This window comes from Cognataquiflexum rubidum, assembly GCF_022538115.1.
In the GTDB taxonomy this organism is placed as follows: domain Bacteria; phylum Bacteroidota; class Bacteroidia; order Cytophagales; family Cyclobacteriaceae; genus Cognataquiflexum; species Cognataquiflexum rubidum.
Window position 1 is genome coordinate 58,080 of record NZ_JAKZAL010000024.1, and the last position, 23,227, is coordinate 81,306.

Below are 23,227 nucleotides of genomic sequence, written 5' to 3' on the forward strand. Positions count from 1 at the left end.
CTATTGTTTTATGGTCTTTTCGTATACTTTAACTAGTTTGGCTGCTACATGCTCCCACTTCAGTTTTTTCAATTCCTCACTGCCAAGTTCCTTGAACATCTTTGAGATACTTTCATAATGGAGCAAACCAAAAATGGCATCAGCCATGGCATCAACATCCCAAAAATCTACTTTGATGGCATTTACCAGCACTTCTGCTACGCCTGACTGTTTGGAGATGATGACCGGAGTGTTATGCCTTACTGCCTCGAGCGGGGCAATCCCAAACGGTTCGGAGACTGAAGGCATGACGTAGACATCACTGATGGCATACATGTCATCCACATCTTGGCCTTTCAGGAATCCTGTAAAATGGAATTTTGTTCCCATACCCAATTCTGCAACTCGTTCAATCATTCTATTGAGAAGATCACCGTTTCCGGCCATGACAAATCTCACATTAGGATCTCTGTCGATAACTTTTTTGGCGGCTTCCACAAAGTATTCCGGTCCTTTTTGGAATGTAATCCTTCCCAGGAAGGTGACTATTTTTTCCGGTACATGCTTCTTGGTTTCTGAATGGATGATGCTTGCATCAAGGACGGCATTGTGAAGTACGCTGACTTTATCCGGATGTACGCCGTATTTATCGATTACAATCTTTCGGGTCAGGTGGCTTACCGCCACCACATGGTCAGCGGCGTGCATTCCTGCTCTTTCGATGTCATATACAGGTTTGTTTACTGATTCGCCTGATCTGTCAAATTCGGTGGCGTGAATATGTGCAATGAGTGGTTTTCCACTGATCTCTTTGGCTGCAATTCCTGCCGGATATGCCAGCCAATCATGGGCATGGATGACATCATGTTCTTTGGATTTGGCAATTTGGGCTGCGACAAGTGCATACCTGGAAACTTCCTTCATCAAATCCTTTCCGTATTTTCCGCTAAATTCAAACTTGTTGGAAAAAACACTTTCATCGACATCTGTCCGGTCGTGGATGGTAAAGTCGGTGTACTTTTTAAATTCCTCAGGTCCCAAATAGGGCACGAGAAAACTGCTTACTTCAAGGTAAGTAAGGTTTTTCCAGATTTTCTTAAATTTTCTTTCCCGATAATCAATGACTACGTCGCTGGCATTGACAAAATCTGCCAGTGGTTCTTCGTCACCCCATAGTTTCGGCACCACAAAAATAACCTCTTGGTTATGATGATTTAAGCCTTTGACCAAGCCATAACAAGCTGTGCCCAAGCCCCCGGAAATATGTGGAGGAAATTCCCAACCGAACATTAATATCTTCATAAAACCGAATTAAACTTTTTCCAAAATATACATCATTCTCAACAACTCACCGATAGACCATGCTGAAGAGATGGCTCCTTTTGGTCTGTGTGGAGGATCTCCATCATAAATTTCAGCAACAGTTCCTATACCGTATTGCGGCATGACATCATCAAATGCCTGCACTATTTTTTCTACAAAATGTTTCCCTGCTTTGCCATGTAACCTCAGGTATCCCTCCACAAAGTGACCCAACAACCAAGCCCAAACAGTGCCATTGTGATAGGCAATATCTCTTGTGTACTGGTTTCCGTGGTAATAGCCCTTGTATCCCGGATCATCAGGAGCGAGTGACCTCAATCCCCTTGGAGTAAGAAGTTTTGATTTGACGATCTCCAAAATACTTTTCATCTGACTTTCTTCCAATGGGGAATAAGGCAAAGAAGTCGCAATCACCATATTTGGCCTTATCGCCCAATCCTTATAGTCTCCGCTAACATAATCTGCCAAATAGCCTTTTTTCTCATCCCAGAATACCTCCATAAAGGAATTTTTAACCTGTTCGGCCAAATCTTTGATTTCAGATTCATTGGTCAGTTCATGATAGAAACAAAGGGCATTGTACCACAATGCATTGATCTCTACCGGACATCCGATTCTTGGGGTGACAGGACCATCAGAATTGACAGCATCCATCCAAGTAAGGGCAACCCCTTCCTGACCTCCGTACACAAGTCCGTTTTCAAGCATGTGGATGTTGTAATCAGTCCCTTTCTTGAATCCGTCAATAATACCCTTCATTTTTTCGAGGTACTTTTTCTTGACAGTTTTGGTGTCTCCGGTAAATCTGATGTATTGCTGCAATGACCAAAAGAACCATAGTGGCGCATCCATCGATGCAAGATTTCTCATCACACCGCTCCCCACATTCGGGAACAATGGCCCATGAAGATCTGCTACCATGGTATCCATGATATCGAGGAAAGTTTCTTTGTCCCCTTGGGTCAAAACCAACCCCGGCGCCGACACGAAAGTATCTCTACCCCACCATCCAAACCAAGGGTAACCGGCAATGACATGGGTTTTGCCATCTCGTTTCTGGATAAACTGCCCTGCTGAGTTTTTGAGGCAATTGACAAAATTGTTTCTTGGGATTCTTCTTGCAAGTTCTTTTTCAAACGCCCTTTGTCGGGTACTAGGGTCAGCATCCGTAAGTCCTGCTGAAAAAATCACGGACTCACCTTTGGCAATATCAAATTCGAAATATCCCGGAACAAACAAATCTTCCTGGTATTCATAACCTCTTTCCCTTTCCATGATATATTCAATATTGAAATACCATTCCGGTTTGGAGGTATAGTCATTTTTTTTGGATAGCTGAAGATATAGCGGGGAGTATTCGGGATAGAGCTGAAATTTTACACCATGGGGCACTTTTTCAAATTCTTTGTTAATCCTGTTGTTTTCTTTTGAAAGGTTATGGTAGCCTCTGAATGCCAAAAAAGGGCTGATCCGGATTGTAGTAGGTGAATGGGCTTCCAACAGGGTATATTTGATCATCACCCGATCCCTATTGGTATCGAGAATGAGTTCTTTCTGAAGCAAAACGCCTCCTACACGATAGGTGAGTTTTGGAATAGGCTCGGTGTCGAAATCTTCTAAATATTTATGGCCCCTTGGGGAATAATTGCCAGGAAACTTACTGATCCCAAGGTTAAAACTTGCCCCTCTCTGAATGACTGTCTCGTGGACAGTCGACAACATCACGTGCAGTTGCTCATCAATCTGCGGTTGGGGAACCACCAATAACCCATGATATTTCCTGGTGTTACACCCGATTATGGTCGTGCTGGTATAACATCCGCCTCTATTGGTTCGAATTATTTCCCTGTCAAGTGAGTAGTTGAGGTTAATTAATTGGGTTTTGTCAAAGTGGATGTAACTCATTTGGTCAAAAGTTTGAGATTTTTATAAAAATACTTTTTTGCATGCGAAAGAAAAATTAATTGGGACAAAAATAAAGGTTATGTTTCCATAACCTTGAATTATTCTTGAATTAAGAGAGTGCCCCTTCTTTTTGCAGTTCCTCAAAGTTTCGGAGGGATTCCTCAAACTTGATGACGTAAAGATGAACAAATTTGAGATTTACCGGATTGACCTTTGGAAATCTAGGTGAAGATTTGAATAAAGTAAACATTGCCTTCCAAATTTAATTTTAACCACTAATACAAAATTTATGCCATTTGGGTTCATTGAAAACAATAAAAAATAAAAACCCCTGTCCAAGACAGGGGTTTGAGGGTGGAAGACCGGGTTCGAACCGGCGACCTCTGGATCCACAAACCAGCGCTCTAACCAGCTGAGCTACAACCACCATTTTAATTTATTCTGATCATTTATCAGATTGGACTGCAAAGGTAATATTTCGCGATTCCTAAAGCAATAACCTTTCTCAAAATTTTCTTGAAAATTTTAGACGCTCCCCTTTCTTTTCCTCATGAAAAACACCGTTTTCGTAAGCTAAATGTCCGGAAACCACTGTGTGTGTGACTTTTGATTTGAAGACATGACCTTCAAATGGGGACCATCCACATTTGGAAAGAATGTTGGATTTTTCAACTTTCCAGGGACTGTCCAAGTCTGCGATCACCAGATCCGCATGATATCCCGGACGGATGTACCCTCTTTTGTCAATTTCAAAAAGGATGGCAACATTATGGCACATCTTCTGGACGATCTGCTCAAGCTCGATTTTACCCTCATGGTAGAGGTCAAGCATGGCTACAAGGCTATGCTGAACCAATGGGCCTCCTGAGGGTGCCGAGCTGTAAGTCCTCGATTTTTCTTCCGAGGTATGTGGGGCATGGTCGGTAGCAATGACATCTATCCTGTCCTCCAATACACCTTGAAGGATTCTCTCCCGATCTTGGGCCGACTTTACCGCAGGGTTCCATTTGATCAGATTCCCTTTTTCTTCGTAATCTTCCTCCGAAAACCAAAGATGGTGGATACAAGCCTCTGCAGTGATGCGCTTTTGTTCCAAAGGAATGGAATTGTCAAAAAGCTCCACTTCTTGGGCTGTGCTGATATGAAGAACATGGAGTTTGCTGCCGTACTTCTTTGCCAATGCGACCACCTTTTTGGATGCATCATAACAGGCTTCAGCAGTTCGGATTTTGGGATGAAATTTGATCGGAATGTCCTCACCATATTCGGCTTTGTACTTTTCCAGATTGTTTTTGATGATCAGATCGTTTTCACTGTGGGTGGCGATCAGCAATTTGCACTCCGCAAATATTCTTTCGAGGCTTTCCTGATTGTCTACCAACATATTTCCTGTTGAGGAACCCTGAAACACCTTGACGCCACAGACATTTTCAGGATCGACTTTGAGGATTTCTGCAATATTATCGTTGGTCGCACCAAAAAAGAAGGAATAATTGGCGAGGGATTTTTGGGAAGCGATGGTATATTTTTCCTCCAAAAGAGGGATAGTAGTGCTTTGGGGAACTGTATTGGGCATTTCCATGTAAGAGGTGACGCCACCTGCTACGGCGGATTTGCTTTCGGTATAAATATCCGCTTTGTGAGTCAATCCCGGTTCTCTAAAGTGGACCTGATCATCGATCAGCCCGGGAAAAACATATTTGCCGGATGCATCAATATGGATATCTGCTTCAAAATCTGACAGATCCGGACCTATTTTATAGATCATTCCGTCCTTAACCAAAATGTCGGCGAGGGTTATCTTGCCTTCATTCACTATATTTGCACCGGTGATTAAAATACTTTTCATGAATATTCTTTATGAGATGGGAAATTTGAGCCAAGAAACACCAATTCTAAACCGCTGATTTTCCTAAATCCGGGAGATAAAAGCCAACAAACTTTATTCTCGGTGTTTTTTTCCTTTCAAAAATACAAAACATGTCCGATAGCCTTCAAAGTTTCGAAAATTTTAAATTAAATAAACAGCTCCTCGATGCTGTCAAGGAGGCCGGATATACCAAGCCAACGCCGATTCAGGAAAAGGCAATCCCTTTGGCCCTTGCAGGACATGATGTATTGGGCATCGCCCAAACGGGAACAGGCAAAACAGCCGCCTATATCCTTCCCATCCTGATGAAAATCAAGTATGCCCAAGGGGATCTTCCAAGGGCATTGATATTGGCGCCAACCCGTGAATTGGTCATGCAGATCGAAGAGGCGGTAATCGTTTTTGGCAAAAATACAGACCTGAGGTTTGTCTCTCTTTACGGTGGCCTTGGGCCAAAAACCCAGATCGAAAAGCTCCAAAAGGGCGTGGATATTATCATTTCCACACCGGGAAGGTTTTTGGATTTATATAGAAAAGGTGAAATCGTCACCAAAGAGATCAAAACCATGGTCTTGGATGAGGCTGATAAAATGCTGGACATGGGTTTCATGCCCCAGATCAGATCTATACTCGAGATCATTCCGACCAAGCGTCAAAACCTCCTTTTCTCGGCCACTTTTGGACAGAAGGTAGAGAAGTTTTCTTACGAGTTTCTGGAATTTCCCGAGCGTGTAGAAGTTTCTCCACAAGCTACTACCGCCGAGACCATCCATCAGGTCAAATATTTGATCCCCAATATCAAAACCAAAACCAACCTTTTGATCCACATCCTGGAAGCCCATGATGTCAAAAGGATCATGGTGTTTACCAAGTCAAAGAAAAATGCCGAGTTGGTCTATAGCTATCTGGACAAAAAGAAACTCGGATCTATGCGTGTCATCCATGCCAACAAAGGACAAAATACCCGGATCAACTCCATGGAGGATTTCAAAGCAGGGGATGTGCGGATCTTGGTGGCGACAGACGTGGCAGCAAGAGGGCTTGATATCAGTATGGTCAGCCACGTGGTCAATTTTGACGTGCCGCTGATTTATGAAGATTATGTACACCGCATCGGCAGAACAGGAAGGGCAGAAAACGAAGGGATTGCCATCACTTTTGTCAATCCTGCGGAGGAGTATCATTTTGAGAAAATAGAAGAAATCATCCGCATGGAAGTGCCGACTGTGCAGATTCCGGTTGAGGTTGAGACTGTCCCAACACCTTTTGAAGAAAAACAGGCTTACGAAAGGGAAATCGATGGGCAGAAAAGGAAAATGAATCCTGATTTCAAAGGCGGATTCCACGAGAAAAAAGCCATTCCAAAAGCCAATCCCAACAAAGTCGAAAAGAAGCGTGGCAATAAAAACTCCAAAGCCAAGAGAAACAGAAACCAAATGAAGACGCAGGCGAAGTGGAAGAAATGATGAAAACAGTCCTGCGATATTGAAATGCCCCTAAACCAAAAGCCTCCGAATTGAGTAAATTCGGAGGCTTTTGGTTTTTCAATTCCTTGGCGGATTGATCATAATGTGTGCCCTATGCGTTCCGGGATCCATAATCCAAGGCATGGCCGGACCTGATGGCTTCAGTGGCAAACCTGTACTCGCTTCCGTGGCCCAAGGGATATACACCACATAGCGCAGGTAGGGGTCCTTTACTTCACCTGTTTCGGGATTGTAATCCGCCGCATCAGCACTCAAAACAAATAAAGTTGCACCATCTTTGGGCATGATCAGTTTGCCGGATTTGGCTTCTTCCTCACGGATGTCAAAAATTTCTTTGGCTGTTTTCCCTTCTTTCTTTAACTGTCGTCCCCTTTCCATAAAAGGATCCAAAGTATTGTGGTAACAGGAAGTATTGAATCCGGGGCTGTTTGGATCATCGGCGAGGCAAATCATTTCATTGGTCCCCTTTCTCAAAATGGCAAATTCCCCTTTTTCATCAAATCCATAAACCGTCGCCCCTTCTTTTTTATCCTCAGGTGCGGCCATCAAAGCTGTTTTGATCTGTACTTCCTTGGAGGGAATGGATTGGGCAAAGGAAGAGAAAGCAATAAGAAAAAGAGTCGAAAATAGGAGGGAAGTTTTCATGGTTGATCGGGTTTGTTGTAGCCCTAAGTTAGTGGATTTGATGATGTTTCAAGGTTTTTTCATGAAAAATCCCTTTGTATCCTTGTCAAACTTCTCAATCGCATACCGCAGCATGGTTCGTGGCATGGTTTGATAGTGCTTCAGTAAAAATTGGTATGCAGTATCAAAATCACGGTTTCCGACCTCACGGATCATCCAACCCACAGCCTTATGAATCAAGTCATGGGGATGGTGGAGTAGGATTTCTGAAATTTTTAAAGTGTCGGTAAAATCTTTTTTCCTTATAAAATAAAAAGTGCTCATGATCCCAATCCTTTGGTCCCAAAGTATTCCGGATTTTGCCAAATCATAAAGTATGCCTCTGTCTTTGTCAAAGAGGTAATCCCCGAGGATGAGATGCGCCGAACTGTCAACCAAATCCCAGTTGTTGACCCAAGACCTGTTTTTGAGATAAAAATCAACCCAAGACTTCTTTTCTGCCTTGCTGTTTGCTTTTTGATATTTCAGGACCAAGATGATGATGGATGTCAACCTGACCTCATGGAATGGACTTTTGATCATAATCTCTAGCTCTTGGTCAGGCAAATCTTTCCAATATTTCTTGGCGATTATTCTTTGCTCCGGAACTGTGACGCCTAAAAACCGGTCGCCTTCTCCATATTCACCCTTTCCTGTTTTGAAAAACCTGGGGAAAAAAGTGGCTTTTTCAGGAATGGCCTTTTGCCGAAGCGCCTCTTCGATTTGATCTTTAATCTTCATAGATTTTTACCTATTTTGGAGGCAATAATTTGGCATTTTTATTTCAATTTCTTCCAAATTTCTCCTAGATGAATCATTGGAAGTAAATCTCATTTCGTTCATTGGAAATATTTGGATTAATTCTCATGAATCTATGAGGTCAATGGATTTTAGGCATTTTTTTGATATATTTGAAATGCGTACAAAGACCAATTTTTCTCAAAACGGCCAAATAATCTACTGATTCACTCGTTTTGAATTTCTTTATCAGAGCTTAACTTTTAATGTTTTTATGAAACAAAAGATTTTTATTGCCGATGACCATCCTCTTTTCCTCAAAGGCCTCAAAGGGTTTTTGGAAGAGAACAATTTCGATGTCATAGGAGAGGCACCAAACGGGAACTTGGCCCTGAAATTTATTCAGGAAATAGAGCCGAATCTGGCCATACTCGATCTTGATATGCCGGGAATGAGTGGCTTGGAAGTGGCTAAAATGTGTCATGAAAAGGATATCCAAACAAAAATTATTCTCCTGACATTTCACAAAGAATCCTACATCTACCAACAAGCCAAATCCCTGAATATTTCCGGATATGTGCCAAAAGATTATGCCGTGGAGGAATTGCTCGATTGCATCGAATTGGTTTCTAAAAACGAAACCTACCTGAGTGATCGGATTCTTTCTGAAAAGGCTGTTGTAAATACTGGAATAAAACCTTCCAACCTGACCCCATCGGAGTTAAAAATCATCAGGTATATCGCAGATGGTCTGACTACCAAAGAAATAGCATCGACATTATTTGTCGCAGAAAGAACGATCGACAAGCACAGAAGCAACATTATCAAAAAACTTGATCTGGACAAAAAACATAACTCATTGTTGATATGGGTGCAAAAAAATAAAGAAATTATATACTAAAATTCTTTTTTTGGTGTTTAATCCATAAAATTAAGTATTAATACGTATTGAAATACCAACGTAATTGGCTTATTTTTGGATAAATTATTTAATTACAAAGAAATGAATATTCATTGTACTTTTGGAATGTTTAAAATAATTCAGTCTGTCAGTAATGAGGACGAGCTTTTAGTTTTGTCCGAGTGGGAAAGTTTGAAGAAATTGTTTGAGGCTAACAGGATATTTTTAGTCAATAACAATGATGCTGTGTTCGGGGTGTATCTGGCCAAAAAGGAATGTTTGGATGCCATGAACATAATGATCAAAAATATAGATTACAGAGATTGGGATCATTTAAAGCTAGAAAAAGACCACTATTACGTGAGAAGCGATGCATGATCAAAAATTGGCGGACTAATTGTCCGCCAATTTTTTTAGGGTATGTTGGATCAGCTTGTCCACAATTCCGTATGCGTCTTTTGTAAATTCTTGGGTGATTCTGTTGGCAATGATGGCATTGAGGCTCAAAACTTCATGGCCCAAAAGTCTTCCCATCGCATAATAGCCCGAAGTCTCCATTTCAAAATTGGTAAGCGTAAACCCATCCAGGTCCATATTTCCTAATTTTTCGATGATATCAGGAATGGCAGGCTTGATTCTGACTTCCCTTCCCTGAGGGCCAAAAAATCCCGGACAGGTAACGGTATTTCCTATCAAAAGTCCTTCTCCCAAGAGATCCAGCAGTTTTTTCGAACCCTTTACGCAATAGGGAGTAAATGAAAGTTCCAGGTCTTCCTGGATTTTCCTTCGGACTTTTTGTTCCAAATGGGAGTATTCTGTATTGTAAAAAGCCATCAAAGTGTCAAGCCCTATGCCATATTCCGAAGCAAGCATGGTCCCTGCGGGAATTTCCTTCCGCATGCTGCCGGAAGTTCCTACCCTGATGATATTGAGCGTGGTATGGTTTTCCTTTGGGATCCTTGTTCGCAGGTCAATATTGACCAAAGCATCCAATTCAGTCATAAAGATTTCGATGTTGTCGGTACCCATTCCGGTACTCATCACGGTCAATCTTTTGCCTTTATAATAACCTGTGTGGGTTACAAACTCCCTTTTGCTGACCGAATATTCGATTTCATCAAAATATCTGGAAACTTTGGATACCCTCTCAGGATCACCCACCGCAATAACCGTCGAAGCCAGGTGTTCCGGCTTCAGGTTCAAATGATAAATGCTTCCGTCAGGATTGATGATCAACTCTGATTCCGGGATCCTTTTGCTCATGGAGAGGTTGTTTTGCTTTGTCCTGTCGTCTTATCAGGCCTTTGTAAGGATTGTAACCGTTGGTGTTTTTCTGGTAATAGCCCGTTCCGTCGTAAGGTCTCTTTTCAGGATTTTCTTTGCATTCCACAGAACAGGCGCCTTCCATTTCCCATCCGCATTTTTCACAGATCGGAAGGTGGGCGTTGCAGGTTGAGTTGGCACAGTTGACCATGCGGTCACATTCGGTACCGCAAACGTGGCAGGTTGAAATCACCTTTGGATTTACCTTGTTGATTTCGACTGCGATCCTGTTGTCAAATACATAGCATTTGCCTTCAAAATCCTCTCCTCCTGCCTCTAGGCCGTATTTGATGATCCCACCGTGGAGTTGGTAGACATCTTGGAAGCCTTGTTCCAAAAGAAAAGCCGAAGCTTTCTCGCATTTGATGCCGCCCGTGCAGTAGGTCAAAACCTTTTTGCCTTTGAGATGCTCAAGTTCTTTCACCTTTTCGGGAAAATCCCTGAAGTTATCAATATCCAAAGTAAGGGCACCTTTGAATCTTCCAAGCTCATGTTCATAGTTGGACCGGACATCAAGGATGACCACGTCTTCTTGGTCTTTAAGTGCTTTGAATTCTTCAGGTGCTAAGTGTTTGCCTGTTTTGACATTGGGATCGAGGTGGCGAAGGCTGCTGTGAACGATCTCAGGCTTGACGCGGACATGGATTTTTGCAAAAGCATGCTTGTCAAAGGCTTCAATTTTGAATTCCGTCTTGGCAAATCTCGGATCGGCATGGATATAGGCCATGTATTTTTCACAATCTTCTTTCAATCCTGAAACAGTCCCGTTCAGCCCCTCAGGAGAAATGATGATCCGGCCCCGGATGTTGTTTTCAATACAAAAAAGATGGTGTTCCTCGCGGTATGCCTCCGTATCTTCGATGGTGGCATAGCAATAATAGAGCAGAATGCTGTAGGGTTGATTTTCCATAACTAGAGCCCTGTTTCGGCAGGGTGTTTTGGTTTATAAATAAGATTTCAATAATTATTTTTTTGGTTTGCTACATTCTAAGTACTATTCAAATATAACTTGGGTTGAGGTTAAATTGCAGCAGCTGTGGACTGTCGTCTATCGACTGTGGTCGATTATCCGCATATTTAATCTTTATTTAAGCTTGTAAAAACAAGCGGATAATCTTCTTACTTTTTGATCGGAGCAGCAGGATTCCCGAATACGGTTTCACCGTCTTTGACGTTGGAGATCACAACCGAACCGGCACCGATTCTGGCATTTTTACCAACCGTGATGCCGGATACCAATGTGACTCCAGAGCCAATAAAGGCACCTTCTTTGATCGTCACGCCCGAGTTGACAATTGACCCCGCACCGATCTGGACAAAGTCCTCCAATACTGATTCATGGTCAATGATCGCTCCGGTATTGAAGATGCAATGGCTGCCGATTTTGGTTCCTGCGCCGATATTCACCCTGCCGTTGATAAAATTCCCATGTCCAAGAACCGCATCTGTGGATACATAAGAAGATTGATGGATGGCATTGATCGGCTGGACTTTCCTTCGCTCGTTGAGCATTTTGACCAGAAACTGACGGTATTTATTGTCATCCACCGCCACAAAAGCTTCACACTTTTGTCCGATAAGTTTCAAAAAACCATCATCTTCAGGATTACCCAATACAGGCACGACATTGATTTCTGTGCCGTGAAGCTTTTCATCCTCATCCAAAAAGCCATAGACAATGACTTTGTTGCTGTTGAAAATCTCTAATGCTGGATGGGCGATGCCTTTGGCTCCAAGAATGATAACTGGTTTTTCCATTTTTTTCCTGTTCGGATCGCAAAAGTACGTAAATCAGATTTTAAACAAAAATCATTTCCTCTCCGGCTTGACAAGGTTCTGCCCGATTTTGCAGTCCAGACACTTTTTAGGCTTGCAATAATCATGGTAAAGTCCGATCATCCCCTGACTGTCAAAAGCTGTTTTGGCCTTCCATTGATGGGCTTCATATTTGCGGATGATAAAGTTTTCTTCGGCCTGTATTTCCTGAAGGAGGTCAAAGCATTTTTCTTTCCAATCGCTTTCCTCAATATATTGCCCATAGGTATACCAAAGCGGGATGACAAAGTTGATGGTGAGTAGGGATAAGGTGTTGTTGCTGAGTTTTTTGGTTAATTTTTTCTGAGAAACTATCCCAACTTTGATATGAAAAAGCCAATACTCCGGAGTCTCGATATCGAAGACTTTTTTGAACTGATCAAAATGCTCATTGTGGTGGATGACGGATGAAAACAGGTTTGGATTTTTAGTGAATACTTGTGCCAATTGGGCGATTCTCAGCGGGGGAAAGTTTTGTGGACGGACTCCCATCATGATCCATTCGTGGTGGTGGATGGTTTTTTGGAGGAGGTACTTTTTCTGATAAAAATCATACTCTTTTTGCAGAAAAAGGCTATAATCATCCAATGCTTCTGCGGGTATCAAATCAGCTTGCCCAAGAAGGATGGCCTCGATCACCTGCGGTTGGTTCCCGTGTTTTTGCAGGATTTTGTAAGGCACGCTTTCTGCCAGTTTGAGCATGGTGTTGGCGTTGGTCTTGAATCCAAAGCACTGAAAAAGCCAGCGGTAGGCGGTCTCCTCCCAATTGTTGTTGGTAGATTCCAAGATCTTCCCAAGCACATAAGATTTATTTTCCAACCTTTCTACAAGGGTTTTTTCCAACATGGAGAATTGGATGATGGGAGGAATCTTTTCCAACAGATTGCCGCAAAGAATTTCGTCTCGGCTACTTGCCAGCCTTTCGTAATTGCGGATGACATCGAGCAGTATTTTTCCCTTGAGTTCCAAGGTGGGGATTTTGCTTCCGTCATTTCTGAGTATGGTTTTGTCCTCTTCCCAGACTACGTGAAGCACCACAGAATTGTACCTGAGGTCAGCATTGTGGTCGTGGGATTTCCAGTCTGAGGCTTTGCGGTGTACTTCCACATGTCCGAAAAGATCCAATTTGCCAAGTTTGATATGGGCTTCCTGAAAATCTGGCCCTTCATGGAAATTGTGGTAACCGATTTTCTTGACTTCTATCGGAAGTCCTTCAGTGGTATGTAATGAGTTTTTGTCAAAATACTGGTATTTCCATACTGTCTGAAGGAAGTCTTCCTGAAAATTCATGGCTTAAAAATTGGGTTGAAAATGGAAAAAACAATTTCATGATTATTCCAATGATTAAAAAACCCAAGGCCGTCAGGAGGCGATTTTAGTCGACTAATATTATTCGTGTGTCAAAATCATTGCTTCAAGCCTGTTGTAGCACTTGTCTGCCAACTTCAAAAAACCATCTTCTCCAGAGAAAGAACCGGGCTGAATGGCTGCTGAAAAATAGACTTGGACTTTCCCCGGCCTCAACAAGATTGAGCCCCGCTTCATAATTCGGTCTGCACCGATGACTGCCATCGGCATGATGGGTGTCCCTGTCTCGATAGCTATCCGGAAAGCCCCTTTTTGAAAGGGCAGCAATGCCTGCCCGCTATCGTTTCTTGTTCCTTCCGGAGCGACAACAATAGAAATGCCTTTTTTGAGAATCTGCATCAGCCGTTCCACGGAGGCTTTGCGCGAAGCGGTATCCTTTCTGTCTACCCAAACCGCCACCCTGGAAACCACAAACCCGAAAACAGGGATTTTGGAAAGTTCCTTTTTGCCGATAGCCCGCACTTCCTGTCGGATGGCCATCGGAATCACCGGAGCATCGATAAAGGACCGGTGGTTGAAAATATAGATGTATGCCTGCTTCGGGTCAATGTGTTCCCGACCGTGGATTTCATAGCGGATACCTACCAAAAAAGACCAAATTCCTGCCCAAAAGCGGATAAAAATAAAGGAAACCTTCCCGCCCCTCGGACTGACCAAGAGAGGAATGACAATAAACAATCCAAAGACCAACATCAATAGGACAAACAATACGGCAGCATAAAGGGTATAAATCCACAGAATGATTTTCATTTTCGGAATCGTTTGGGTAATTTTGGCAATCGTTAAATAAATTTACTAACTCTTTACTTGCAAACAACCCCTGAGAGCAATTTCAGGGGTTTCGTTTTTTTAGGATTTAATTTCCATAAAATTTTTTATTTCTCGCAAAGTCGCAAAACCGCAAAGGAAATGAAGGCTTAAATAACCCTTTCCTAATTTTCACTCAGTAGGCTAGGACAGTGTACTGATTACCGTAAAACTGACCTCTGAAAACTGCCCACTGACCACTGAAAACAGTGGCTTTGGGCTTTCGACCGTGGACTATGGACTGATTTTTTTTAACAATTGATTCAAAACAAACAGAGGAGAATTTTCGACTTTCATAGACTTGGCCTTAGAATTTTATTGTACATTGTCTTTTAGTTAATTTCAGGAACCTTAGAAATTTAATGTCCCTTTTGAGTTAAATACAATTCTATGTCAAAAAACAATCTTGCTTTTAAAACCCTCCTTGTCATTGCTTTTTGTGCATCGGTTCTCTTCGGATGTAATTCCAAGCCAATGGACCAAAATGTAGAAGTAATCTACATCGATGAAGCTAAGCCTGAAAACCTATCAAAAATTGTAGACGAGATTGAGTATGTAGTGTTGGAAAACCCAAATAAACCTTTTGCCAAAGCTGACAAATTATTCGTTTTTGAAGAGGGGATTATTTTGGCAGATTTTTGGAGCAACCATACTTTATTGAGATATGATCATTATGGGAATTTCCTCAACTCTATTGGTCACTATGGAGAAGGACCGGGTGAATATCTTCAGATTACGGATGTGGATTTTGATGAAATTAATAAAAATATGATTATCATTTCCAGAAATCACCTCATTAAATACGATTTGGAAGGGAATTTCAGCAGTGAAATTCAAATAAGAAACAGACCTTATAAATTTTTAAAACTGGATGATGACAGGTATTTATTTTATTTTCCTGAGGTCTTGGCTCCTGAACTGAGAGCAGGAATTGACAAAGCAATTCTATACAATTACTCACCTGATGAGGATAGTTTAGAACCAATTTTAGAACCTATTTTTCCGGAAGTCTTAAATTACATGGGAGAAAAGAATAATCTCTTTAAAATGGGAGAAACAATCATGTTTTCATTAAATTTTTGCGACACTATTTATTTCATTTCTGAAAAGAAAATCAGTAAAAAGCTCTTTCTTGATTTTGGTTCTTCCCAAAATGATTTGTCCAAGTTGTACGGCATTCCTATACTTGAATTGGTAAATAGATTAAATGGAGATGGATTTAATAACATATCTACTCACTCTCCCCATTTATTCGGTAATTCAAGATATGTTGCATCTGCTTTTAGAAAAAAGCCACGAATTGATTTTTTTGTATATGACATGAAAGAAAAGATACCTTATCTCTCTTCAAAAATCGTGAATGATTTGGATCGTGGAATGGGATTTGGAATCATTAAAAGCATGGATGAAGATTATCTGTATTCCTATTTTGAACCTGAGGAAATCCTCCAACATTATGAAAAGAATAAACAAGAATTAGGCAAACTCGACAATAATTTTACGACCCTTGCAAAGAAGATCAGTAGGGATGATTTTTTGATTTTGGCCAAGTATAAATTTAAAAAATAAGCTACTTCTTTGACCCTTGAGAGCGATTTCAGGGGTTTCGTTTTTTGTTATTCTTTGAAGACCTGAAGGATTTTAACCAAAACTTAATATACAGGCTATAATTTGGTCTTTCACATATACTTCAAAATAATGAGGCTGATAAATTTTCCTTAAACTACGGATTTCGAATATTATATCCTTTTAGGTATATTGTTTTTTTTAAAAAACGAAAAAATTCCTATTAATTTTTATAGATTTTATATATAAAAATTTGGCAGTTTATTTTTTTTTTACATTCATAGGATTAATTTATCTTTAACCATTTATTATTAAAGCTTATGAAAAAGTACCTTTTATCAGCCACGTTCGGTTTTGCAATGGTGGCAATGCTGTTTTCTTCTGGGAAAGTACAAAGCCAAGCATCTTTGCCAGAACAGGGCTATGAACCAAAACTTGAACCGTGTGGCTATCCTGTCGTTGCTGGTACACTTTGGGTTGTAAAATGCAGGCCAATGGAGAATGCATCATGTTCAGTTTCTTCTCAAATTCCATGTGGCGAAGGTTAAATTTAAATAAGCCTGTATGAAATGGTAATTCATGCAGGCTTATTTTCTTAAAAATTTTAATATGAAACCAAATTTCTTTTGCATTATTGTATTGTTCGTTTTTCTTAGTTGTTCAAAAGAAATCGACAAAGAAAAAATTTCGATTAATTTGAACGATACTAAAGAGTTGAAGTATTCGGATATTTTTCAGCGTTTTGAATATATTTTTCTCCAAATACCTGATAGTGTACCGCTTATAAACCCTGCCAAATTAACAATAAATGAATTTGGGATTTTTGTTCAGGACAGAGAACTAAATAATCTATTAATATTTAGTAGTTCGGGAAAATTTGAAAGAATCATTAAATCATCCGGGCCTGGACCTGGTGAATTCTTAAATCTGGAAGATTTCCAAATTCTCCTAGGTGAAATTTTAATATTGGACAATAATCTAAAGAAATTAATAAAGTTTGATTTGTCGGGAGCATTCAAAGAGGAAAATAAAATTGAATTTCACCCTTACAACATTCATCAATCAAGCAATCGACTATTAATGTATTTTGCGAATAGGCCTGAGTACGAGAATTTTTCTATTATTGGAAAAAATAGAAATGACCTTTTAGGGATGAAAAAAGTAAAAGAAGAATTCATAGGGATAAATTATTCTTCAACTTCTGGTTTCTTAAAAGACGATTTAAGGAAAAAGATTTTTTTGAAACTTGACACATCTAACGAAGTAGTTGTTTTTGATGAAACTGGGAATATCGAAAATGAGATTGAATTTGATTTTGGAAGGTATAATTTTCCAGATCAAAAGAGAAAGGAATTCGGGCTTTCTCCGGAACGTTATACCTACTTAAGGGAGAATAATATGGTAGAAAATATATTTTCGTTTCTTCCACTTAAGAATAATTTCTTGGCAACAATTGTTCAAATAGGATTAAAGACCAAATACGTTATTTTAAATGAAGACTTAAAAAGTTATACAGTTGCTTCGAAATTCATCAATGATATCGATAATTTTGATGGCGATTTTTCGCCAATTTCCCAATTCAATGGGAATATTATTTTATTCAAAGATTCAAGAAGTTTTCAAAAAGAGTATCTCAAAAGTTTTGGGGGAAAATCAATCAGTTCTAATAATTTTAATAAACCGGATGGCATTCATCAGTTTTATAGAAAAAATGAACATGATTTTCAAAATGATAACTTTGTTGTAATTAAAGCTAATGTGAGATAATAAACTGTTTTTTGATTTGTAAAATAGCTGAATAATCTTCCACCACTTATTCTCCTTTTCCAAAAAAACCTTACATTTGCAGTCCGTTCGGGTGAACGGGGTCTCTGCGACTGATTCTCAGCGACTTTTCATCAACTAAAAGCCTCAATCCTATGACCCTAGGATGGAGGAATGTCAGGGTCAATCACACAATATGTCTAATCAAAAAGAGTTTAACTGGGATAATTTCTCCACCAAAGGTTTTGGTGACGGATATTCCAAAGACCAAAAGGCCGACATGGAAGCCATGTATGCCGGAACTTTGAACACGATCACAGAAAAAGAAGTCATCAAAGGTACCGTAGTAGGGATCAATGACAAGGACGTGATCATCAACATCGGATTCAAATCTGATGGCTTGGTTCCAGTATCCGAATTCCGTGACCTTCCCAATCTTAAAATCGGTGATCAGGTAGAACTATTCATCGAAGAGCAGGAAAATTCCTTGGGACAGCTTGTCCTTTCAAGGAAAAAAGCAAGAATGGTACGTGCATGGACTGACATCGAAGATGCCCTTACCAATGACAGCGTGATCGAAGGTCTTGTAAAAAGAAGAACCAAAGGTGGTCTTATCGTGGATATCTACGGTGTGGAGGCTTTCTTGCCAGGTTCTCAGATCGACGTGAAGCCTATCAGGGATTTTGATATCTATGTAGGTAAGAAAATGGAAGTAAAAGTGGTTAAAATCAACCACACCAACGATAACGTAGTTGTTTCGCACAAAGTCTTGATCGAAAAAGACCTTGAGAAGCAAAAAGCTGAAATCCTCAACAACCTTGAAAAAGGTCAGGTATTGGAAGGCGTCATCAAGAACATGACCAACTTCGGTGTATTCATCGATTTGGGTGGTGTAGATGGCTTGCTTCACATCACTGATATCTCTTGGGGTAGAATCAACCATCCGGAAGAAGTTCTTAACCTTGACGACAAAGTTCAGGTTGTGGTACTTGACTTCGATGATGACAAGAAGAGAATTTCTTTGGGTATGAAGCAATTGACTTCACATCCTTGGGATGCTTTGTCAGCTGAATTGGAAGTTGGCTCAAGAGTGAAAGGTAAAATCGTCAACGTAGCCGATTACGGTGCATTCTTGGAATTGGCTCCTGGCGTCGAAGGTTTGATCCACGTTTCTGAAATGAGCTGGTCGCAGCACCTTAGAAATCCTGCTGACTTCGTAAAAGTCAGTGACGAGATCGAAGCGGTTGTTTTGACTTTGGATAAAGACGAAAGAAAAATGTCTTTGGGCATCAAGCAGTTGACAGAAGATCCTTGGACAAAAGGTGACATGTCTACCAAATACGCAGTGGCTACCAAACATAAAGGAGTGGTAAGAAACTTGACCAACTTCGGTTTGTTCCTAGAATTGGAAGAAGGAATCGATGGTTTGGTACATGTATCTGACCTATCTTGGACCAAGAAAATCAAACATCCATCTGAGTTTGTAAAAGTCGGTGACGAATTGGCGGTAGCTGTTTTGGAACTTGATGTTGACAACAGAAGATTGGCACTTGGACACAAGCAATTGGAAGAAAACCCTTGGGATACTTTCGAAACTGTATTCCCAATCGGATCAGTGCACAAGTGTACTGTGAATTCTAAAAATGACAAAGGTGCAGTTCTTGAGCTTCCTTACGGTCTTGAAGGTTTTGCGACCTCCAAAAACCTAGAGAAAGAAGACGGATCTACTGTAGAAGTCGGTGAGTCTTTGGATTTCAAAGTAATCGAATTCTCTAAAGATGACAAAAGGATTGTTCTTTCCCATTCGGCTTCTTACAAAGAAGATGCTAAATCTTCTGCAAACTCTGCAGCTGCTGCAGCTGCTAAGAAAGGCAAGAAAAAAGCTGACGAACCAAAGGCTGAGGCTCCTGCTGCTGCAGAGAAATCAACATTCGGTGACATCGATGCTTTGGCTGAGCTGAAGGAGAAGATGGAAGGCGGAAAGAAATAAGAAATGAGTCCCGATAGCTATCGGGACAAGATTCAAGACATGAGATAGATTCTCATGGAATTTGAAGATTGGAGATAAATTTAAAGAAGTGTCTGCCGAAAGGTGGACACTTTTTTTATAACTAATCCTTTGAGTTTTTTAGAACCTTGAAGGATTAACTTTTTTTAGCTCCAAATAAAAATAATTAGCGTTTTACTTTAATTTGTCGCATTTCTAAATTTTTTTTCGTCATAAATAGGTATTCCAAGTTTTAAGGCAGATGACAAAAAGATGTTTATTCATAATGGTGCTGATGGGTATAAGTTTTTCAGCCCTTTCTCAAAAAAACAATGAAATCCAGGTTTATTATGGTCTTCCTGAGGCCCGGATGCGGTGGAATTTTGAAGTAATCGGTGCTTCATCTTACCAATTGAATTCAGCTTTGGATTTTGGAATCAGGTATAGAAGGCAGATTAATGAAAAATGGGGATTTAATACGGGACTTCAGTACTTTCAGGCGGAGAAAATCATGACCCGTATGCCAACTGGGATGCCTACTCATGGTCCTTCTCAATTTAAGGAACCTCTAAAACTACTCTCTATCCCTTTATTGGCAGACTTTGAGTTTCTCAAATATTTCTACCTTTCTGCAGGCCCTCAAATAGATTTTCAACTGACTAATGACATGTTCAATTCTCAGGATCAAAGTGGAATCGGATACATTGTTGGTATCGGAGGAAGAATCGAAAAAGAAAATCTGAGCCTTTTCGTTTTTCCGAATTTCAGCAGGCATTCATGGATTCCTTTCAAAAAACAGGAATTTGATTCCCGCCAAGTGTTGGAAGTATTCAGTTTACAGGTGGGGGTTGGGTATAGATTTTAAATATAGAAAAGTGTCTGCCAAAAGGCGGACACTTTTTTTTATACTCTTCCCCATTTATAGCTTGGTGCGAATTAGAGGCAAATGAATGTTTGGATAAAATTTGAATAAATGAACTAAGAATAAATTTAATAATGGAAGTTTTTTCTAAGTTTGGACTATGAAACATCTCCAACTTTATATACTCGTCCTCCTAATTTTTTGCTCGTGTTCAGGCCCTGAAAAAAAGGAGCTAGAAATTCCTACCATTTATTCGTTTGAGGTTATTGATTCGCTGGATTTGCAGATTTTGGGCGATCCCTTGATTACGGATGTCAGCCCAAAAGCAGACCGGTTTGTCTTCTATGATTTTGCCAACAGCGAATTTATCATCACGGACAGCTCAGGAGCTATTTTGAGCCAATTTTCGAAAAATAAAGACACCCCTGATTCTTATGGATTCCTGATGGAATCCCCCGGTTTCGTCAATGAAGATCAACTCGCCTTGGCCGGGATGAATGGGATTTTTATCTATGATTTAGACGGCAATATGATACAAAAGCTTGCGCATCCTGAGACTTTGGCGGGAGCGGGTTTTATGAGTTTTTCGGGTAAGGGAATGGAAACGGCAACACTTCATGGAAAGCAATATTTGCTTAGCAAATCTGTCCGTACCCGGGAGACTTTCGCCGGAGAACAAAAATTTTATGACAGCTTCAGGGCTTTAGAGCTTATCGATATTGAGGATGAAAAATTCATTGAAATCGTGCCTTTTGAGCAAGGAAGTCAGTTTTTGGATGGAAACGGCTATTTTGAAAGTGATTATGCTCCGGCATTAGAAGCCGCCGGGGACAAACTATACATCGCCTTGGGTGGGGAGCAGCGGTTGAATGTGTACGACCTGAGTCCTGAGGGAGCAAAGTTGGATACGGTGGTCATGCTCGATTGGCCCGGCTTCGGCAAACTGTCTGTAACTCCAAGGGCAGAATTTGCCGAAGGTACAGTAATTATAAAAGGTGGCACTCCTGCTATTCGAAACATACATGTCGTGGAGGGCAAAATTCTGTTGCAATACTATGGAGGAATTCCCGAGGAGAAAATGAAGGAATTAGAAGCGCTTTATAGTTTGGGAAGTGAAGAGGAAGCTGAATTGCTCTATGAAAAAATTGAAAGTGAAGTCAATCAGGGGATTTTGATATTGGATCAAAAGACTTTGGAAGTAATTGGAAACCTTGATTTTCCCAGAGGAGTAAACATAAGTGGTTTCGCATCAGGCGGTGGATTTCTATGGATGGAAAAAGCGCCAAATGAGGAAGAGGAAGAAGATTTTTTAAGAATTTACAAAGTAAAATTGGTAGGGAAATGATAAAAAACAACATTGCAATACTGTTGATTTGGGTAGCGATCTGCAGTTGTTCAAAGCAGGAAAGAGAATCACAAAATAAAGCCGATTCAAACGAATGGGAACTTGTGATCTTGGATTCTATCCAGGTGGATTATTTGGGGAATGTTAGAGAGGGAATATTTAATAAGGGAATTGGACTGGTTAAAGACATGGTAGGTGGCACTTTAATTAGGTTTGACTCTATGGGAAATATTCTTACAAAGAAAGAATTTCCTCTAGAAGGCCCCGGGTCTATATCGTTTTTACAGTCTTTGGTTGAGTATAACGGTGAATTTTTTGGAACGACATCATTTAAAGATGTTTATCATTTTGATGCTGATCTTAATTTGAAAGAAAGGTTGGAAATGCCTTTTTTGGGTGAAGCAAGAGGGGGTGCCTATAACAGAAAAAACATTGCTTTTTGGAAAGAAAAAATGCTGGTATGGTATCCTGGGCGCAATGGTGTCAGTCCCTATATTGACCATTTTTATAGAGATTACCCTCTTTTGGAATTGTATGATCTGAAGACAAAAACATCAAGCCCGGTGGTGAGAACCCCTTCTACTTCGAAATTCAGCGGGGATGATTTTTTCAACCGACCCGATCTCAATTTCACCATCGAAAACGACAGCCTCTACCTAACTTTTTCTAATGAGCCCATTTTGCATATATATGCTTTGGGGGATAGTATTCTATGGAAAAGGAGTATGGATATCAATCCTATCGACTTTAAATTGATGCCTGGGCAAAAAACGCCTGTGACGTACCAAGAAATGACCAAGATGTTTGAAGCAAAGATTCAGGGCATTTTTTCGGATTCGAACCATATCATCGTCACCTATCATGGAGGAATTGATAGTGATACTTTTGTAAAAAACAACTTGAAAGAAAGAGAAAATTTTTACCTGTACCCTCATTTCGTTAAGAATTATCTCAAAATCTACCGGTACGGATATGGTTGGTCAAACGAGGTAATGCTTCCTTCAAAAATTGATTTCATACTCAATATCGAATCTCTAGATAAGCCATTCTATGCCTTAAGAGATGATGATTTTCTAGGGGAAGAGCAAAACCATCTCACTTTCTATAAACTCAAATTGGTCAAAAAATGAAATACCATCATTCGGTTTCTTTCCCCCTTGTCTAAGAATTTTCTATCATCTAAAGTTTTTCAGCCTTGAACAGAAAACAAAAAAGCATCCCTTTTCAAGGATGCTTTTTTTTTGAGGTCGAGAGCGGATTCGAACCGCTGTACAAGGTTTTGCAGACCTCTGCCTAGCCACTCGGCCACTCGACCGTTTTTTTACGGAATGCAAATGTAGGGATTCTACTAATTAAATCAAACGGACTATAACCAAATTTTGGTTCAGTTAAAATTCATTTTATTTTGCTAGAATAAAAAAAGCTCCCCAAAATTGGGAAGCTTTTGGAGGTCGAGGATGGATTTGAACCACCGTATAAAGTCTTGCTGACTCCTGCCTGACACTCGGCCACTCGACCTTGTAA

At 40.4% G+C, this 23,227-nt stretch carries 20 protein-coding genes and 3 tRNA genes; 10 read left to right on the forward strand and 13 right to left on the reverse strand.

Annotated features, from left to right (window positions below; all coding sequences use genetic code 11):
* The 4 genes from MMU05_RS19825 to MMU05_RS19840 all read right to left on the reverse strand — a co-directional run bounded on the left by MMU05_RS19825 (position 1) and on the right by MMU05_RS19840 (position 5,056).
* Positions 1 to 1,281 carry a glycosyltransferase family 4 protein gene (locus MMU05_RS19825; RefSeq protein WP_241143405.1) on the reverse strand — a complete coding sequence of 427 codons (1,281 nt, stop codon included), beginning with the start codon at positions 1,279 to 1,281 and terminating at the stop codon, positions 1 to 3.
* Between the two features lie 9 nt (positions 1,282 to 1,290).
* Positions 1,291 to 3,207: an amylo-alpha-1,6-glucosidase gene (locus tag MMU05_RS19830; RefSeq protein WP_241143406.1), complete on the reverse strand. Its 1,917-nt coding sequence runs from the start codon at positions 3,205 to 3,207 to the stop codon at positions 1,291 to 1,293.
* A gap of 352 nt (positions 3,208 to 3,559) precedes the next feature.
* Positions 3,560 to 3,635: transfer RNA gene (locus MMU05_RS19835), tRNA-His, on the reverse strand.
* A 77-nt stretch (positions 3,636 to 3,712) separates the two neighbouring features.
* Positions 3,713 to 5,056 (reverse strand): dihydroorotase, encoded by a 1,344-nt coding sequence (locus tag MMU05_RS19840; RefSeq protein ID WP_241143407.1) that lies wholly within the window; start codon positions 5,054 to 5,056, stop codon positions 3,713 to 3,715.
* 131 nt (positions 5,057 to 5,187) lie between these two features.
* Between MMU05_RS19840 and MMU05_RS19845 the strand changes: the two genes are divergently transcribed.
* Positions 5,188 to 6,543, forward strand: coding sequence for a DEAD/DEAH box helicase (locus MMU05_RS19845; RefSeq protein WP_241143408.1), 1,356 nt, complete (start codon positions 5,188 to 5,190; stop codon positions 6,541 to 6,543).
* Between the two features lie 78 nt (positions 6,544 to 6,621).
* Here the strand turns inward: MMU05_RS19845 and MMU05_RS19850 are convergent, their stop codons facing one another.
* Positions 6,622 to 7,209 carry a hypothetical protein gene (locus MMU05_RS19850; protein WP_241143409.1) on the reverse strand — a complete coding sequence of 196 codons (588 nt, stop codon included), beginning with the start codon at positions 7,207 to 7,209 and terminating at the stop codon, positions 6,622 to 6,624.
* 48 nt (positions 7,210 to 7,257) lie between these two features.
* Positions 7,258 to 7,968, reverse strand: a complete 711-nt coding sequence (locus MMU05_RS19855; RefSeq protein ID WP_241143410.1) for a DNA alkylation repair protein — start codon at positions 7,966 to 7,968, stop codon at positions 7,258 to 7,260.
* 271 nt (positions 7,969 to 8,239) lie between these two features.
* Here MMU05_RS19855 and MMU05_RS19860 point away from each other — a divergent pair, with 271 nt between their 5' ends.
* Positions 8,240 to 8,866 carry a response regulator gene (locus MMU05_RS19860; RefSeq protein ID WP_241143411.1) on the forward strand — a complete coding sequence of 209 codons (627 nt, stop codon included), beginning with the start codon at positions 8,240 to 8,242 and terminating at the stop codon, positions 8,864 to 8,866.
* Between the two features lie 102 nt (positions 8,867 to 8,968).
* Entirely contained in the window at positions 8,969 to 9,244 is a 276-nt protein-coding gene (locus tag MMU05_RS19865) for a hypothetical protein (RefSeq protein ID WP_241143412.1), read from the forward strand.
* A 15-nt stretch (positions 9,245 to 9,259) separates the two neighbouring features.
* On the opposite strand, the gene MMU05_RS19870 is transcribed toward MMU05_RS19865, so the two are convergent.
* The 5 genes from MMU05_RS19870 to MMU05_RS19890 form a co-directional block, all read right to left on the reverse strand.
* Positions 9,260 to 10,129, reverse strand: a complete 870-nt coding sequence (locus MMU05_RS19870) for a nucleoside phosphorylase (protein WP_241143413.1) — start codon at positions 10,127 to 10,129, stop codon at positions 9,260 to 9,262.
* A complete protein-coding gene (gene trhO, locus MMU05_RS19875; RefSeq protein ID WP_241143414.1) occupies positions 10,086 to 11,099 on the reverse strand; it encodes an oxygen-dependent tRNA uridine(34) hydroxylase TrhO in 1,014 nt (337 codons plus the stop codon). The genes MMU05_RS19870 and trhO overlap by 44 nt, the downstream gene beginning before the upstream one ends.
* Before the next feature lie 209 nt (positions 11,100 to 11,308).
* Positions 11,309 to 11,947, reverse strand: a complete 639-nt coding sequence (locus MMU05_RS19880; protein ID WP_241143415.1) for an acetyltransferase — start codon at positions 11,945 to 11,947, stop codon at positions 11,309 to 11,311.
* 51 nt (positions 11,948 to 11,998) lie between these two features.
* On the reverse strand, positions 11,999 to 13,294 hold the full coding sequence (locus tag MMU05_RS19885) for a DUF2851 family protein (RefSeq protein ID WP_241143416.1): 1,296 nt from the start codon (positions 13,292 to 13,294) through the stop codon (positions 11,999 to 12,001).
* A gap of 99 nt (positions 13,295 to 13,393) precedes the next feature.
* Positions 13,394 to 14,122 (reverse strand): lysophospholipid acyltransferase family protein, encoded by a 729-nt coding sequence (locus MMU05_RS19890; protein ID WP_241143417.1) that lies wholly within the window; start codon positions 14,120 to 14,122, stop codon positions 13,394 to 13,396.
* 447 nt (positions 14,123 to 14,569) lie between these two features.
* Between MMU05_RS19890 and MMU05_RS19895 the strand changes: the two genes are divergently transcribed.
* From MMU05_RS19895 to MMU05_RS19925, 7 genes are all read left to right on the forward strand, one after another.
* Positions 14,570 to 15,748, forward strand: coding sequence for a 6-bladed beta-propeller (locus tag MMU05_RS19895; protein ID WP_241143418.1), 1,179 nt, complete (start codon positions 14,570 to 14,572; stop codon positions 15,746 to 15,748).
* 317 nt (positions 15,749 to 16,065) lie between these two features.
* On the forward strand, positions 16,066 to 16,293 hold the full coding sequence (locus tag MMU05_RS19900; RefSeq protein ID WP_241143419.1) for a hypothetical protein: 228 nt from the start codon (positions 16,066 to 16,068) through the stop codon (positions 16,291 to 16,293).
* A gap of 61 nt (positions 16,294 to 16,354) precedes the next feature.
* Positions 16,355 to 17,512, forward strand: coding sequence for a 6-bladed beta-propeller (locus MMU05_RS19905; RefSeq protein WP_241143420.1), 1,158 nt, complete (start codon positions 16,355 to 16,357; stop codon positions 17,510 to 17,512).
* A gap of 193 nt (positions 17,513 to 17,705) precedes the next feature.
* Positions 17,706 to 19,499, forward strand: coding sequence for a 30S ribosomal protein S1 (gene rpsA, locus MMU05_RS19910; protein WP_241143421.1), 1,794 nt, complete (start codon positions 17,706 to 17,708; stop codon positions 19,497 to 19,499).
* A 259-nt stretch (positions 19,500 to 19,758) separates the two neighbouring features.
* Complete coding sequence (locus MMU05_RS19915; protein WP_241143422.1) at positions 19,759 to 20,361, forward strand: outer membrane beta-barrel protein; 603 nt, start codon at positions 19,759 to 19,761, stop codon at positions 20,359 to 20,361.
* A 157-nt stretch (positions 20,362 to 20,518) separates the two neighbouring features.
* The gene (locus tag MMU05_RS19920; protein WP_241143423.1) at positions 20,519 to 21,703 is read left to right on the forward strand and encodes a hypothetical protein; all 1,185 of its coding nucleotides are present in this window, start codon (positions 20,519 to 20,521) and stop codon (positions 21,701 to 21,703) included.
* Positions 21,700 to 22,833 carry a hypothetical protein gene (locus MMU05_RS19925; RefSeq protein ID WP_241143424.1) on the forward strand — a complete coding sequence of 378 codons (1,134 nt, stop codon included), beginning with the start codon at positions 21,700 to 21,702 and terminating at the stop codon, positions 22,831 to 22,833. Before MMU05_RS19920 ends, MMU05_RS19925 begins: the two co-directional genes overlap by 4 nt.
* Before the next feature lie 114 nt (positions 22,834 to 22,947).
* On the opposite strand, the gene MMU05_RS19930 is transcribed toward MMU05_RS19925, so the two are convergent.
* Together MMU05_RS19930 and MMU05_RS19935 are read right to left on the reverse strand one after the other, a co-directional pair.
* Positions 22,948 to 23,018 (reverse strand) — tRNA-Cys (locus tag MMU05_RS19930).
* 130 nt (positions 23,019 to 23,148) lie between these two features.
* Positions 23,149 to 23,221, reverse strand: a tRNA-Cys gene (locus tag MMU05_RS19935).
* Positions 23,222 to 23,227: the final 6 nt, after the last annotated feature.

Excerpts from the sequence above, each read along its gene's own strand:
- MMU05_RS19840 (WP_241143407.1), bottom strand. The coding sequence starts at position 5,056 with ATGAAAAGTATTTTAATCACCGGTGCAAATATAGTGAATGAAGGCAAG.
- trhO (WP_241143414.1), bottom strand. The coding sequence starts at position 11,099 with ATGGAAAATCAACCCTACAGCATTCTGCTCTATTATTGCTATGCCACC.
- MMU05_RS19925 (WP_241143424.1), top strand. The coding sequence starts at position 21,700 with ATGATAAAAAACAACATTGCAATACTGTTGATTTGGGTAGCGATCTGC.
- MMU05_RS19825 (WP_241143405.1), bottom strand. The coding sequence starts at position 1,281 with ATGAAGATATTAATGTTCGGTTGGGAATTTCCTCCACATATTTCCGGG.
- MMU05_RS19920 (WP_241143423.1), top strand. The coding sequence starts at position 20,519 with ATGAAACATCTCCAACTTTATATACTCGTCCTCCTAATTTTTTGCTCG.
- MMU05_RS19885 (WP_241143416.1), bottom strand. The coding sequence starts at position 13,294 with ATGAATTTTCAGGAAGACTTCCTTCAGACAGTATGGAAATACCAGTAT.
- MMU05_RS19915 (WP_241143422.1), top strand. The coding sequence starts at position 19,759 with ATGACAAAAAGATGTTTATTCATAATGGTGCTGATGGGTATAAGTTTT.
- MMU05_RS19850 (WP_241143409.1), bottom strand. The coding sequence starts at position 7,209 with ATGAAAACTTCCCTCCTATTTTCGACTCTTTTTCTTATTGCTTTCTCT.
- rpsA (WP_241143421.1), top strand. The coding sequence starts at position 17,706 with ATGTCTAATCAAAAAGAGTTTAACTGGGATAATTTCTCCACCAAAGGT.
- MMU05_RS19860 (WP_241143411.1), top strand. The coding sequence starts at position 8,240 with ATGAAACAAAAGATTTTTATTGCCGATGACCATCCTCTTTTCCTCAAA.
- MMU05_RS19900 (WP_241143419.1), top strand. The coding sequence starts at position 16,066 with ATGAAAAAGTACCTTTTATCAGCCACGTTCGGTTTTGCAATGGTGGCA.
- MMU05_RS19905 (WP_241143420.1), top strand. The coding sequence starts at position 16,355 with ATGAAACCAAATTTCTTTTGCATTATTGTATTGTTCGTTTTTCTTAGT.
- MMU05_RS19830 (WP_241143406.1), bottom strand. The coding sequence starts at position 3,207 with ATGAGTTACATCCACTTTGACAAAACCCAATTAATTAACCTCAACTAC.
- MMU05_RS19865 (WP_241143412.1), top strand. The coding sequence starts at position 8,969 with ATGAATATTCATTGTACTTTTGGAATGTTTAAAATAATTCAGTCTGTC.
- MMU05_RS19890 (WP_241143417.1), bottom strand. The coding sequence starts at position 14,122 with ATGAAAATCATTCTGTGGATTTATACCCTTTATGCTGCCGTATTGTTT.
- MMU05_RS19880 (WP_241143415.1), bottom strand. The coding sequence starts at position 11,947 with ATGGAAAAACCAGTTATCATTCTTGGAGCCAAAGGCATCGCCCATCCA.
- MMU05_RS19845 (WP_241143408.1), top strand. The coding sequence starts at position 5,188 with ATGTCCGATAGCCTTCAAAGTTTCGAAAATTTTAAATTAAATAAACAG.
- MMU05_RS19855 (WP_241143410.1), bottom strand. The coding sequence starts at position 7,968 with ATGAAGATTAAAGATCAAATCGAAGAGGCGCTTCGGCAAAAGGCCATT.
- MMU05_RS19870 (WP_241143413.1), bottom strand. The coding sequence starts at position 10,129 with ATGAGCAAAAGGATCCCGGAATCAGAGTTGATCATCAATCCTGACGGA.
- MMU05_RS19895 (WP_241143418.1), top strand. The coding sequence starts at position 14,570 with ATGTCAAAAAACAATCTTGCTTTTAAAACCCTCCTTGTCATTGCTTTT.